The 13,954-nt window shown below is 62.7% G+C and carries 8 protein-coding genes; 7 read left to right on the forward strand and 1 reads right to left on the reverse strand.

Features of this window, described 5'->3' with window-relative positions:
- Window position 1: 1 nt before the first annotated feature.
- The 6 genes from POF53_RS03650 (at window position 2) to POF53_RS03675 (ending at window position 9,655) form a co-directional block, all read left to right on the forward strand.
- Complete coding sequence (locus POF53_RS03650; RefSeq protein WP_498966421.1) at window positions 2-4,408, forward strand: RHS repeat-associated core domain-containing protein; 4,407 nt, start codon at window positions 2-4, stop codon at window positions 4,406-4,408.
- Window positions 4,409-4,410: 2 nt separating this feature from the next.
- A complete protein-coding gene (locus POF53_RS03655; protein WP_203648742.1) occupies window positions 4,411-5,196 on the forward strand; it encodes a hypothetical protein in 786 nt (261 codons plus the stop codon).
- A 124-nt stretch (window positions 5,197-5,320) separates the two neighbouring features.
- Window positions 5,321-5,923: a hypothetical protein gene (locus POF53_RS03660; RefSeq protein WP_203648744.1), complete on the forward strand. Its 603-nt coding sequence runs from the start codon at window positions 5,321-5,323 to the stop codon at window positions 5,921-5,923.
- 69 nt (window positions 5,924-5,992) lie between these two features.
- Entirely contained in the window at window positions 5,993-7,135 is a 1,143-nt protein-coding gene (locus POF53_RS03665) for an ankyrin repeat domain-containing protein (protein WP_203648746.1), read from the forward strand.
- Between the two features lie 39 nt (window positions 7,136-7,174).
- Window positions 7,175-7,840, forward strand: a complete 666-nt coding sequence (locus tag POF53_RS03670; RefSeq protein WP_050703356.1) for a hypothetical protein — start codon at window positions 7,175-7,177, stop codon at window positions 7,838-7,840.
- Window positions 7,841-7,990: 150 nt separating this feature from the next.
- Entirely contained in the window at window positions 7,991-9,655 is a 1,665-nt protein-coding gene (locus tag POF53_RS03675) for an FMN-binding glutamate synthase family protein (RefSeq protein ID WP_232854840.1), read from the forward strand.
- Between the two features lie 30 nt (window positions 9,656-9,685).
- On the opposite strand, the gene POF53_RS03680 is transcribed toward POF53_RS03675, so the two are convergent.
- On the reverse strand, window positions 9,686-11,008 hold the full coding sequence (locus tag POF53_RS03680; protein ID WP_232854839.1) for an OprD family porin: 1,323 nt from the start codon (window positions 11,006-11,008) through the stop codon (window positions 9,686-9,688).
- Between the two features lie 654 nt (window positions 11,009-11,662).
- On the opposite strand from POF53_RS03680, the gene POF53_RS03685 reads away from it, so the two are divergent.
- Window positions 11,663-13,753 (forward strand): TonB-dependent receptor, encoded by a 2,091-nt coding sequence (locus POF53_RS03685; RefSeq protein ID WP_498966426.1) that lies wholly within the window; start codon window positions 11,663-11,665, stop codon window positions 13,751-13,753.
- The last annotated feature ends 201 nt before the right edge of the window (window positions 13,754-13,954 follow it).

Here is a 13,954-nt window from a genome sequence, read left to right on the forward strand (position 1 = left end):
CATGTCCGACGCACTCTGGGCCGCCCGCGAAGGCGATGCGCTGCTGCACACCTCGGTGATGGCCGACATCATCGGCGGCGTGCTGGAAGTGGCCGCCAACGTCGCCATCGGCGCCCTGGCCACCGCCGCGGTGGCCGCGGCACTGGGCATTACCGTGGTCACCGGCGGCCTGGGCTGCTTCGTGCTCGGCGCGGTGGTGGGCCTGGTGGTCGGCGTGGTCATGGCCAAGACCGGCGCGGACACCGGGCTCAGTCGATTATGCGAGGGCATCGGCAACGCCCTGTTCCCGCCGACCGTGCAGGCCACCATCGTCAGTGGCTCGCCCAACACCAGGACCAACGGCAAGCGCGCCGCGCGCGCGGCCGGCGTGGTCACCGCCCCCTCGGCCCCGGCCAGTGGCGAGGGCGGTGGCGCGCAGGCCGAGGAACAGGAAGAGACCTTCCTCGACATGGCCAAGGGCTTCTTCTCGCAGATGTGGCGGCCGACCGTCGCCAGCCCCGCGGCCAACACCCAGGAAGCCCCCGACGACAAGGTGCTGTGCACCAAGCACCCGCCGATGCCGCCGCAGTACCTGGCCGAGGGTTCGAGCAAGGTGCTGATCAACGGCCACCCGGCCTGTCGCAGCGGCGATCGCAGCACCTGCGAGGCGGTGATCGTCGATGGCGGACTGGTGTCGGACAACGTGCGCATCGGCGGCGGGCCGATCGTGGTGCGCGAGATCCGCAGCGGCAAGACACCGGGGATCGGCCTGGCGATTACGGCGTTGATGATGTTGCGGGGGCGGGGGGGGAAGTTTTATAGCAAGTTTGGGTGCATGCTCGTCGGAGGCGTGGTCAGCTTTGCCAGCAGCCAGGTAACCGCCGCCCTGACTTCGGCCATCGTCGGCTCGCCAAACCCTGTCCACGCGCCTACTGGCGCGAAGATCCTGAGCGACGAACACGACCTCGACTTCACCCTCCAGGCCATAATCCCACTGGACTGGCAACGCTACTACAACAGTCGCGACGAACGCCGCGAGGGTCTGTTCGGTGCCGGCTGGAGCGTCCCCTATGAAGTGTCTGTGAGGGTCGAGCACGACCGCTTGCTGTATACAGACGAGCAAGCTCGCGTCATCGACATGGGCATGATCGCCCCCGGCGACGCCGTCTTCAGCGCTGGCGAAGGCATCAGCGTGCGACGCGCCCTCGATGGCGAGCTGCTGATCGAAGACATCAGCAGCGGCCTCTATCGATTGTTCGAACCCAGTCCGCAGGACGCCAACCACCTGCGCCTGGCGAAACTGGGGGATCGCAACGACAACCGCATCCACCTTGATTATGACGATCTCGGGCGCCTGACGTGGCTGCGCGATACCTTTGACCGCGTGCGGATCAAGCTGCACTACAGCGACGCCTGGCCACGTCGGGTCAGCCACATCGAGCGGGTGTTCGTCGAAGGCGATGCTGAAACACTCGCCAGCTATCGCTACGACGCCGCTGGCGATCTGGCCGAGGTCCACGATGCACTGGGGCAATTGCAGCGTCGATTCATGTATGACGAAGGTCGGCGCATGGTCGGCCATCAAACAGCCAATGGCCTGCTTTGCCATTACCAGTGGCAGAAACTGGACGACTGGCGGGTGATCCGGCACTGGACCAACGCCGGCGACGAGTATCACTTCGAATACGATATCGAGGCTGGCATCACCTGCATCACCGACCCGCTGCTACGCACCAGTGTGCGGCGCTGGAACGCGCAGTTCCAGATCATCGAGTCGAGCAACGCGCTGGGCCAAACCTGGCGCTTCCACTGGAACGATGAACGTCAACTGCTTGCCGCTACCGATCCTGAAGGCGGTGAATGGCGCTTCAGCTACGACGAATCCGGCAACCTGTGCGAAACCATCGATCCGTTGGGACGCAGTGAATCGACCCAGTGGCTCGAGCATTGGGCGTTGCCTCGCAGTGAAACCAATGCCGCCGGGGCAACCTGGACCTATCGCTACGACCAGCACGGCAACTGTATTCGCGAAACCGACCCCTTGGGCGAGGTGACGCGCTACCGCCATGACGAACATGGCCTACCGCTGGAAACCATCGACGCCACGGGCAAGCGCCAACGTCAGCGCTGGAACGAACAAGGTCTGCTGATCGAGCAGGTGGACTGCTCAGGCTACGCCACACGGTTGCGCTACGACCGGCGCGGCCATTTGCAGAGTCTGACCAACGCCCTCGGCCAGACCAGCCACTTCCAACACGATGCCTTGGGACATCGGATACGCCAGGAGCTGGCGGATGGGCGCATTGTCCAGTACCGGTACACCGCCTCGGGTCTGCTCGAATGCTTCATCGATCCGCTCGGCAACACCGAGCATTTTCGCTATGACCTGAATGGCCAGCTCATCGAGCAGCGGGACAACCTCGGCCGTCCGACACTCTTTACCTATGACCGTTGCACACGGCTGGTGGCACTGACCAACAGCAACGGTGAGTCCTATCGTTTCACCTGGGATGAGGCGAACCGCCTGGCCGTGCATGAAAATCTGGATGGCAGTCGCAAGGCCTACCAGTACGATGGACTGGGCCAGATCATCGCCATGGACTTCATCCCGGCGCCGGGCGCCGGAGAGGCGCCGATCCATCACTGCCTTCGGCGTGACGCCGCCGGCAGGCTGGTTGCGTTGCTTACCGAGGACGACAGCACTACCTACAGTCTCGATCCGATGGACCGGTTGATGGAGGTGATCAGCGAGGATCGTCAGGGGAATGTGCAACGCGTCGCGTTCGAGCATGATGCCTGCGGACGCCGCACTGCCGAAAGCAACAGTGCCGGAAGGCTGGAGCACACCTACGACGCACTGGACAATCGCTTGCAGACGCGGCTGCCCGATGGCCGCCAACTGAACCGCCTGGTGTATGGCTCGGGACACCTCCATCAGATCAACATCGACGGGCAGGTGATCTGCGATTTCGAGCGCGATCGCCTGCACCGTGAGGTCTCGCGAACCCAGGGACGGCTGCTTACCCGTAGCCAATATGACCTCAGTGGCCGGCCGAGCGCCCGTCTGCGCTGGGGCGCCGACCACAACGAACACCTGCCCGCGCCCTGGCAGCAGCGCTTCGACTTCGATGATCGCGACAATCTGGTGCTCTACCTGCGCCAGCAACCCGATTATCAACATCAGCTGCTGATGCATTACGACGCAACGGATCGCCTGCTTGCCAACCAGGGACCGTTGCCAGGCCAAAACGAACAATACCTCTATGACGCTGCGGCAAACCGTGTGCCCGGTGCTGGGCAAGTCGCCCGCCATGACCAGTTGCTCCAACTGGAAGATCGCCACTACCGCTATGACGGTTTCGGACGCCTGTCGGAAAAACGCAGCACGCTGTATGGCGAACAGCATATGAGCTACGACCAGCATCATCGCCTTGTTCAGGTGCGCTCTGTACGCGGCGGGCGCGAGCGCATCGTCAAATTGCACTATGACCCTCTCGGGCGCCGCATCGGCAAGACCGAGCAAGACGATCAGGGCAATCTGCTGGGCAGCACCGACTTTGGCTGGGACGGTCTCAAATTGCTGCAAGAGCGCTGCAACGGCCACCTCACTTTGTATGTCCATGAACCGGGCTATAGAGTCCTGGCACGTGTCGACGGTCAAGGTGCGCATCAACGCACTCTCCATTACCACAACGCCCTCAACGGTCTGCCCGAGCAACTGACCGACAGTGACGGCACGCTGGCTTGGGAGGGCGAATGCTCCGCCTGGGGCATGACCTTGCGCGAGTGGAGGACTGAGGACTTCATCGAACAGCAGAACCTGCGCTTTCAAGGTCAGTACCTGGACCGTGAGACTGGCTTGCACTACAACCTGTTCCGCTACTATGACCCACAGAGCGGCCGCTTCACTCAGCCCGACCCTATTGGCCTGGAAGGCGGCATCAACCTGTACCGCTATGCGCCGAACCCTGTCGGCGGGATAGATCCGCACGGGTTGGACTGGAGCTATTTCCTTTCCGACGAGAAAGGCAACCCGTATTACAACGGGCGAGCCTCGGACAACGATACGCTCGAAGGCGTGGTACGCCGACATATGGAAACCAAGGGCGCAGACGGCCCACGCTTCAAGGAAGGTGACCGCATCAACCGCGTGACACCGATTGGTACCGACTACGACACGATACGCGGCATCGAGGACTCAGGGATCCGCGAGCGAGAAGTGCTCGGCAGAAAGAACCCGAACGTGCGAGGCAACAAGATCTATGGCATCTCCGACGCCAAGGCGAAAAAAGACCCTGGCCTCGAGCGGATAGCGCTCGCCAACGACTTCCTGAAGGCACGCGGTGTCAGCAAAGTCACGCAACTGCCCGTGCTCGACAGCCGTGGCGCCCTGCCCCCCAAGGCCAACAAAAGCTCCTGCGGGAAATGAACATGAATGCAACTCCTGAACAACTTTGCAAGATCCTCAAGGCCCAGCATCCCAGCGAGCCACCAAGCTCGGCGCTGGTAGCCACAGGCCTGGCGACCGAGACCCGCAGAATGAGCCATGACCAGGTGCTTACCTGGCTGTTCAAGGAGCGAGAGACCGTGGTGAAGAAAGAGGTGGTCGCCAACTTTCTCACCGGTGTCGAGCGCAACCAGGCCTACCTGCGCGCGGCCCTGTCGGCCTATGCTTGCGCGACACACCTGCCGCAACACGCCTTCACGGCGCAGGACCAACTGAACTGTCAGGTCTGCAGTTTCTTCAAGGAGCGCGAAGTCAACTTCATTGCCCTCAACAGGGTGCGTTTTCTGATCGGCGCAGCGCTTTTCGGCAGCCCCTCCAATATTGCGTTCCAGTTGCAGGAGCATAACGCCGGGCCGAAAGAACAGCCGGGCAACCTGGAGCTGATGGTGTCGATCCTGGACCTGATCCGTAACGTGCCTGCCGTGACCAAACCCAAGGACCTGCTCAAGCTGCTGCGTAAACTACCCGGTATCAAGATGAGCGAAGAAGAGGGCCGGGGGTTCCTCGACCTGCTGGGACACTGCGGAATACTGCAGACGCCGGAGCATCCAGGCCTGCTGTACCGCTACACCAACCTCGGCCTGGCGCCACGCAGCGCGCGCTCGTCGGACTGGAGCTACCCGATGGACTTCTGGCGCGGTGAGCATGGTCTCAATCAGGATGCCCTGGACTATTGGTTCAGTGACTATCCCGAGCTGCTCAAGGTTTAAGTCCTTGGCGGCCAATCTGCTCGCTGGGCGCCGCATGGGCAATACAACTGTTGCGCGACCCCCTCATGGCAATGGCTCTATGAAAGACGTTGCGACCAGAACAGCAAGAGCCGTGAAGCCTGATATGAACATCTATTTTGTCAGCAACGCACAAGCACCCTGGGGCGATTGGGGTGAGGTGCTAGCCTACGGCATGATCGCCTGGGACGAAGACACCGACATTGACAGCATCGAGCGTACCGGCCCCTACACACCGCCCGCCTACATCCGCTCTGGCCTGCTGGTACTGACCGAGCCGACAAAGAAGGCGTTGGAGAACTCTGGCCTGAAAGGCATCAGCCGCTTCGAGCATCTGGAAAAGACCCATATTGTCGAACTCGACTGGCAGCAATGGGACGCGGCCAAGGACATCAGCGTCTACCTGGAGCTGGATGGCGAGCCCGAATCGATCATCGAGTCACGCCCCCATGCCCCACAACTGGCAGCACGCATGCCGGCGTTCTGGTGCGCCTACGTCGCTGGCAAGGTCGCCTTGCGCATGGACGAGAGTGTAAAGAGCAATGATCCCTCTCATTACCTGGAGGTAGTCCGTGCTGATGAGCACGCCGACTTCTTCAAGGCCGATGTGCACGGCGGCTATTTCGTCAGTGAACGGGCAAAGAACTGGCTCGAGCAGCACTGCCCGGAAGCATTCCAGTTCGCCTTGATCCCCCTCCCGCGCAAGTGATATTTCCGTGGGGCTGACAAGGGTCTTACTTAACCTGAACCAGACCCTCGGACGGGGAACCGCTATTTGATGATCGGTTGGCAACAACTCTACGAAAAGCATGAGACCAAGCTCGACCGCCTCTACGACGATGTAGAAGAAGGCAAGCTGGAGCGGCTACGTGCGTTCGCACAGAAATACCCCGAGCTTCTGGTGCTGCCCCGCTATGGCGAGGCCGACGAGGAGGGGCTGCTGCACATGGCCGCTCGGGCCGGACAGGCGGCGAGCTGTGGCCTGCTCCTGGAGCTGGGCCTGGCGCCGAACCAGCCGTATGTAGACGAGGGTCATGCCAGTGCTCTTGAACTGGCAGCCAGCGAAGGGCACCTTGAAACCTGCGTTTGCCTGCTCGATGCCGGTGCCTGGGTCGACGGCCTGCCACTAAGCGTCTGCCCACCGCTATACGCAGCGGCCCAGTCGGGCCACAACGAGGTCGTTGCACTGCTGCTGACACGAGGCGCACAGGTCAATCGCCTGCACCGACGCGCCAATGACAGCGCACTGGACGCTGCGCGCGAATGGGGGCATCAGCGCACGGTCGATCTGCTGCTCGAACACGGTGCACGCAGCATCAACGATGTCGAGGACGCCGATGCCGAAGGCGCCGGACAGGCCATTGTCACCTTTGTGCACAATACCGCTGGGTGGGTCCTGCCTACCGCGTTCTGCCCTCCCAGTGAAGACCCTCGCGGCACGCTGCATGTCAGCCTGATCGATGGCAAGACCGACCACAAGCTGCTGTTCACCATCGGCCTGTACCAGGTTGCCCCGATGACCGAGTTGTTCCTCTGCCTGCCAGGTGACTGGGCACTGCCCCAGGCCGGATTGCCGGTGCCAGACGCCTGGTGTTTTCCAGTAGGAATGCTGGCACGCCTCGCCGCCAGAACCTTCGAGCAGGGCCCGGTGGCCGAGGGCATGCTGTTCCAGCGTGACGATCCACAGTTTGCCGACCTGCACTGGCCTTGCGCGGTGGATGCGCTGTTGGCAGTGGACAAGCCCTGGAACAAGCATGGTGAAGGCGAGCGGATTCCCGAACGTGAGAAGGTCACCCTGCTGACCCTGGCACCGGTGAAGTTCACCGGCAAGGGTGCTCCGACCGCCAAGGCCCTGGCCGCGCTCATCGAGCGTAAACGCAAGGCGAGCTGGAAGGTCCTGGCGCTGGAGACGCCGATCTGAAGTGGAACAACCCGTAAGACACAAAGGATGCTATTGACCATGACCTCGCAAAAAATCGTGCTTTCCGGCCAGGATCACGGTCTGGGCCAGATCGGCGGCGGCGCCCGTCTCAAGGATGCCTCGCTATGGCCACGAAGCCCGGACACTGATGAGCCGATGACCCCGCTGCTGACATTGAGCGACCGCTTCCTGCCCGTCACCTTCATTCCACCCGGCATGGCGATCACGGTGTTCATCACCGCGCGTCAGCAAGACGGCGCCTTCAACCGGTCCACCCAGCGCCACTACACTGTCAATCAGCAGAGCGAGCTCGACGAAAAGCGCGCCAATCGTTTTGCCCGGGTCATCCTGCACGAGCTGGCCGACCAGTCGATCGCCCCGCCCGCCGCGGCCTTACTGCTGGACCGAGCCTACATTCAGTTCGAACCCTTCAGCGATGAGGAAGAAGAACAGGAACTGGAGGACGAGGACAGCGGTATCGACCTGAGCAAGCCCGTCGGCAGGCCTTGCTGGCTGCAGGACCCGATCTACGAACCCCAGCGCTTCCTGTTCCTGATGCAACTGCTCGACAGTGATGTGGCCGCCGCCAGCCGGCAGCACGTGGGATTGTTCTCGGACGGTATCGGCTACCTGTATGTCGACAGGCAGGCACGGCGCGGCAAGCAAGGCGATGAAGCCGGCTTCTTCTTCATCCAGTTCACCTGATTGGAGACCGGGGCCCTGGCTACAGTCAAACCTGGCCATGTGCTCTCCAGGCAATTCCGCGTCGAGTAACAGTCTTTTACCGAAACCCCAGGTTTTCCCCCCGCAGCCTTTGCCTATCCTAGGCCGGGTCATCCCGCCTGCGATGGACCCATGAAAGACTCGCTCCCCAGCCGCTATGCCTGCCTGTTCCTGTGCCTGGTCTTCACGATCGCCAGCGCTCCGTTCCTGCCTGCGCACACCTGGCTCTGGCCCTTCACCGTCATCAGCGCCCTGCTCAGCCTGGTCGGCCTCAACGACCTGCGCCAACGCCACCACGCCGTGCGCCGCAACTATCCGATACTGGGCAACATCCGCTACCTGATCGAGACCATCCGCCCGGAGATCCGCCAGTACCTGATCGAGGGCGACGACGACAAGCTGCCGTTCTCCCGCGCCCAGCGTTCGCTGGTCTACGCCCGGGCCAAGAACGAGAGCGCCGAGAAAGCCTTCGGCACCCTCAACGATGCCTACAAGCCGGGCTTCGAGTTCATCAGCCATTCGATGCTGCCGGTGCCGATGGCCGACCCGGCCTCGTTCCGCATCCGCATCGGCGGCCCGCAGTGCCGCCAGCCGTACTCGGCGTCGATCTTCAATATCTCGGCCATGAGCTTCGGCGCCCTCAGCGCCAACGCCATCGCCGCGCTGAACAAGGGCGCGCGCCTGGGACGCTTCGCCCATGACACCGGCGAGGGCAGCATCAGCCCCTACCACCGCGAACACGGCGGCGACCTGATCTGGGAAATCGGCAGCGGCTATTTTGGCTGCCGTACCGAGGACGGCCACTTCGACCCCGATCGCTTCGCCGAACAGGCCCGCGCGCCACAAGTGAAGATGATCGAGATCAAGCTCAGCCAGGGCGCCAAGCCGGGCCATGGCGGGATTTTGCCGGGGCACAAGGTCAGCGCCGAGATCGCCGCCACCCGGGGCGTGCGCGAAGGCGAGGACTGCATCTCGCCGGCCGCCCACAGTGCCTTCAGCACACCGCGGGAGCTGCTGCAGTTCGTCGCCCGCCTGCGCGAGCTGTCCGGCGGCAAACCGGTGGGTTTCAAGTTCTGCCTGGGCCATCCGTGGGAGTTCATGGGCATCGCCAAGGCCATGCTGGCCACCGGCATCACCCCGGACTTCATCGTCGTCGACGGCAAGGAAGGCGGCACTGGCGCGGCGCCCCGGGAGTTCTCCGACAACATGGGCGTGCCGCTGCGCGAGGGCCTGATGTTCGTGCACAACACCCTGGTGGGGCTGAACCTGCGCGAGCGCATCCGCATCGGTGCGGCGGGCAAACTGGTCAGCGCCTTCGACATCGCCAGCGTGCTGGCCATCGGCGCGGACTGGGTGAACTCGGCGCGGGGCTTCATGTTCGCCATCGGCTGCATCCAGTCGCAGAGCTGCCACACCAACAAGTGCCCCACCGGGGTGGCGACCCAGGACCCGCTGCGCCAGCGCGCACTGGTGGTGCCGGAGAAAGCCGAGCGGGTCGCCAGTTTCCACCGCAACACCCTGCATGCCCTGGCCGAGATGCTTGCCGCCGCCGGCCTGGACCATCCCTCTGAACTCAAGCCCAAGCACCTGGCGCGGCGTATCAGCGCCAGCGAGATCGGCCTGTTTTCGCAGCTGCACACCTTCCTCAAGCCGGGCGAGCTGCTCAGCGGCACGATCGACAGCGAGTTCTATGCGCGGATGTGGCGGATGGCACGCAGCGACAGCTTTGCACCGGAGACGGGGGAGATCGAGGTGGCGGCGGCCAGCGTGCGCCGGAAAGAAACAGCCCCGGCATAGGCCGGGGCTGCGGGTCACGCAAGATCAGGATCAGAAGATGCTGATCGGGTACTCGACGAATACGCGGACTTCGTTGCCGTCGTCGGTGTAGTTGTCGGCATAACGAACGGCGTTGTTGGTACGCAGGAAGGAACTACGCAGCTTGATCGACAGATCCTTGGCCGGGCCTTCCTGAACCACGTAGCGAATCTGGTTGAAGATTTCGCGCTCTTTACCTTCACCGTAACCCTCAGGCTTGCCGACGGTGCGAGTGTTGATATTGTCACCCACCACGTAGGCGAGCTTGTAGGTCAGGCCAGGGATACCAAAGGCACCGAAGTCCAGGCCGTAACCCAACTGCCAGGAGCGCTCGTCCTCGGCGTTGAAATCGGACCAGTAGGAGTTCGCCAAGTAGATGGTCGAACCACCATCACCCACGCCACCCGCGTTCTGATACCAGCCATATTGATAGCCGGTGCTGCCGGTGCTGCGCTGGTGCGCCAGGGTGAACGAGTGCGGGCCGTAGGCGTAGGTCGCCGCCAGGCTCCAGATGGTGTTGGAGTCGCCGTTGAGCTTGGCCGCACGCACGTACTTGTTGTCGATGTCCGACTTGTAGCCGTTGAAGTCCAGGGTCAGGGACTGGTCGCTGGCGATCGGGAAGACGTAGTTCAGGCCCAGGTAGTGCTTCTTCATCACGTCTTCGTTGTCGGCGGTGTACAGCGACGCGGTGAAGTTATCGGTGAACTTGTAGCTGCCGCCGAGCACATTGATCGACTTCAGGCCACCGCCATCACGGCGTTCGGCACTCTTACGCGCCTCCTGGGTGAAGCGACCGGCGTTCAGCTCCAGGCCTTGGATTTCCTTGGAGGTGATCAGCGTACCGGTGAAGCTTTCCGGCAGCAGACGGCCGTCGTCGTACTGCAGTACTGGCAGGGTAGGCATCTGGTCACCGTATTTGAGCACGGTGTTGGAGATGCGGAACTTCACGGCTGCACCTGCACGGGCCAGGTCATGCGGACCACTGGCGTTGCCATCGGCGTTCGTGGAGTTGTGCGGTTTGAAGAAATCGACACCCGCGCCACCGTTGTGACCCTTGCCACCATCCAGACGCACGGCGTACAGGCCGAAGGCATCGACACCGACACCCACGGTGCCCTGGGTGAAACCGGAGGAGAAGTTGGCGATGAAGCCTTGGCCCCACTCGATCTGGTCATCGGTACCGTGCTTCTTGTCACGGTTGATGTAGGCGTTACGCAGCAGTACGTTGGCGTGGCTGTCTTCAACGAAGCCCTTGCTTTCGGCCTGCTCATTGGCCTGTGCCTGGGTCGCGGCGATCATCGCCAGGGCGACCAGGCTGATCCTGGTTTTCAACATGTTATTTTCCTTATTTCGTATTCAAAAACGCTCTGCATTAGAACGCCAGGAACCAACGCCCCTTCGTAGGTTCGACGCTATGCGGATCCAAGCCGAAGGCCCGCCAATGGTCTGCAACGGGCCTTGCAGCCGCATGGCCAGAGAATGGCCAGCAGGCGTAGAGCCCGAATCCTAGCCCTGCCTGCTCATACATGTCAAAAAAACGTGAAATGCAGGTTGATATAACCAAAAACAAGGTCGGCGCTGGTGCATTTCCATGCATATCTGCCGTGGGTCAGCGCAAATTTGTCTCTTTTGTGGAAAGCGGGCGAAATCCATAAAAGCGTCATACGGCCATGCTCCTGCAGGCATCCCGAAACCCTGTCGGAAATTGCCCTGAGCAGCGTGGGAGCGGCGGTGCGACTTGCCCCGCGATAGAGTCGGCAAAGCCCACATCACCGTCCAGCCAGGGCGCCATCGCGGGACAAGCCCGCTCCTACAGGTCATCCCCATGCGTATCTGTATGAATATCAAGACAATTCAAAATCAATCCGCATGGATAGCAACATTTTGAAACATATGTAAAGACAACCCTTTACAAATGTCGATGCAACAGTAAATAGCAAGCATTACCATTCGCGCCCAATTTCTCACTCCATTCCTTGGACGCCTTCGATGCCTGCCCCCTGCCGCCTTTCCCCCCTGACCCTGGGCCTGTCACTGCTGTTCAGCGCCGGCCTGGCCAGTGCCGCCACCACGACCCTGCCGGAAACCTCGGTGACCGCCGACAGCACCCGCGAAGAGGACAACCCGCGGGTCAAGGACGTGACCACCGCGACCCGCACCTCGACCCCGGCGCGCTATGTGCCGCAGGCCATCGACTCGGTGAAGACCCGCAACGTGCTGGACTACGGCAGCAGCAACCTGGGCAAGGCGCTGGAAGGCATCCCCAACGTCAGCAGCGGCGCCGACACCCGCTTCGACAGCCTGCGCATCCGCGGCTTCGACGCCAGCAACGACTTCTACCTGGACGGCATCCGCGACGACAGCCAGTACACCCGCGACCTGCACAACATCGAGCGCGTCGAGGTGCTCAAGGGCCCGGCGGCGGTGCTCTATGGCCGTGGCAGCCAGGGCGGCATCGTCAACCGGGTGAGCAAGGCGCCGGAGCACGGCCGCCGCTCGAGCATCGAGGCCCAGGGCGGCAGCCAGGACCTGCGCAGCCTGTACGCCGACCTCAGCGCCGACCCCAGCGACACCCTCAGCCTGCGCCTGAACCTGGGCAACGAAGACAAAAACAGCTTCCGCGACGGCATCGACGGCAACCACCGCCAGCTGTTCGCGCCGTCCATGAGCTGGCAGATCACCCCCGAGCTGAACTGGCTGGTGCAGTACGAGTACAGCCGCTACGACCGCACCCCTGATCGCGGCATCCCCGGCAACCCGCTCACCGGGCGCCCGGCCGATGTCAGCCGCAAGACCACCTACGGCGACACCCAGCGCGACTACATCAACGACCGCGCCGAATCGCTGCGCTCGCGCCTGAACTACGAGCTGAACGACCAGTGGCAACTGCGCCACACCTTCAGCCTGTTCACCCTGGAGAGCGACTTCGACAACACCTACCTGACCGCCTACCGCCCGGCTGCCGGGCTGGTGGATCGCCAGCGCTGGCAACAGGACCTGAGCACCCGCAACCTCTACAACACCGTCGAGCTGGAAGGCCATGTAGAGACCTTTGGTCTTGAGCACACGCTGCTGGTGGGCCTGGAAATGGGCGAGCAACGCCGCAACTCGCTGCTGCACCAGGGCGTCGGCGTGCCATCGGTACCCGTGCAGGGCTCGACGGCCGGCCAGCAGCACAACGGCACGATGCGGGTGTCCAGCAACAACCACACCGACGTCGAGAGCACCGGTGTCTACCTGCAGGACCAGATCCGCCTCAACGACCAGTGGCAACTGCTGGCGGGCGTACGCTTCGACCAGTTCGAGGTGGACACCACCAACAAGCTGCGCGACATCTCGGAAAAGCAGAAGGACAACAGTTTCAGCCCGCGCATCGGCGTGGTGTACACGCCCTGGCAGGACCACTCCTTCTATGCGTCCTGGAGCAAGACCTACTCCCCGGTCGGTGGCGGCCTCATCGGCATCACACCAGGCGCTGCCGGCAACACCAACCAGACCGACCCGGAACAGACCCGGCAGAAGGAGATCGGGGTCAAGAGCGAATGGTTCGACCAGCGCCTGAGCACCACCCTCGCGATCTACGAACTGGAGCTGTACAACCGCCGTACCCGCGACCCGATCAACCCGGAGCTGATCCAGCTCAGCGGCCTGCAACGCTCGCGCGGCATCGAGCTGACCGCTACCGGCAACGTGGTGGGCAACTGGTATGTGCGCGGCGGCATCGGCCTGCAGGACGCGACCATCGTCAAGGACAACAACGGCCAGCAGGGCAACCGCATCAACGACGTGGCCAAGCGCAACGCCAGCCTGTTCGTCACCTGGAAACCGGAGCTGGGCTGGTACGCCGAAACCGGCCTGACCCTGGTCGGCGACCGCTACGCCGACAACCAGAACACAGTGATCCTCCCAGGCTATGGCCGCTGGGACGCGCTGGCGGGCTACCGCACCCATGACTGGGATGTGCGCGCGGCGCTGAGCAACATCACCGACAAGACCTACTACAGCTCGGCCACCAGCGCCGCGCAGATCCAGGTGGGCGATCCGCGCAGCCTGGTGGTGACCGGGACGTATAGTTTCTAAGTTACATGGCCTTTGTAGGAGCGGCCTTGTGCCGCGAAAGGGCCGCAAGGCGGCCCCAGGATTTCAGCGTTCATGCAAGATCGCCGGGGCCGTCTTGCGGCCCTTTCGCGGCACAAGGCCGCTCCTACACACAGGGGATGCGTACTTCTGCTGCACGCCTCACAAACGAAAACGCCACCGCAGATGCGGTGGCGTTTTTTT

The organism is Mitsuaria sp. RG (genome assembly GCF_028369275.1).
GTDB lineage: Bacteria > Pseudomonadota > Gammaproteobacteria > Pseudomonadales > Pseudomonadaceae > Aquipseudomonas > Aquipseudomonas peradeniyensis.

Excerpts from the sequence above, each read along its gene's own strand:
- POF53_RS03650 (WP_498966421.1), top strand. The coding sequence starts at position 2 with ATGTCCGACGCACTCTGGGCCGCCCGCGAAGGCGATGCGCTGCTGCAC.
- POF53_RS03655 (WP_203648742.1), top strand. The coding sequence starts at position 4,411 with ATGAATGCAACTCCTGAACAACTTTGCAAGATCCTCAAGGCCCAGCAT.
- POF53_RS03660 (WP_203648744.1), top strand. The coding sequence starts at position 5,321 with ATGAACATCTATTTTGTCAGCAACGCACAAGCACCCTGGGGCGATTGG.
- POF53_RS03665 (WP_203648746.1), top strand. The coding sequence starts at position 5,993 with ATGATCGGTTGGCAACAACTCTACGAAAAGCATGAGACCAAGCTCGAC.
- POF53_RS03670 (WP_050703356.1), top strand. The coding sequence starts at position 7,175 with ATGACCTCGCAAAAAATCGTGCTTTCCGGCCAGGATCACGGTCTGGGC.
- POF53_RS03675 (WP_232854840.1), top strand. The coding sequence starts at position 7,991 with ATGAAAGACTCGCTCCCCAGCCGCTATGCCTGCCTGTTCCTGTGCCTG.
- POF53_RS03680 (WP_232854839.1), bottom strand. The coding sequence starts at position 11,008 with ATGTTGAAAACCAGGATCAGCCTGGTCGCCCTGGCGATGATCGCCGCG.
- POF53_RS03685 (WP_498966426.1), top strand. The coding sequence starts at position 11,663 with ATGCCTGCCCCCTGCCGCCTTTCCCCCCTGACCCTGGGCCTGTCACTG.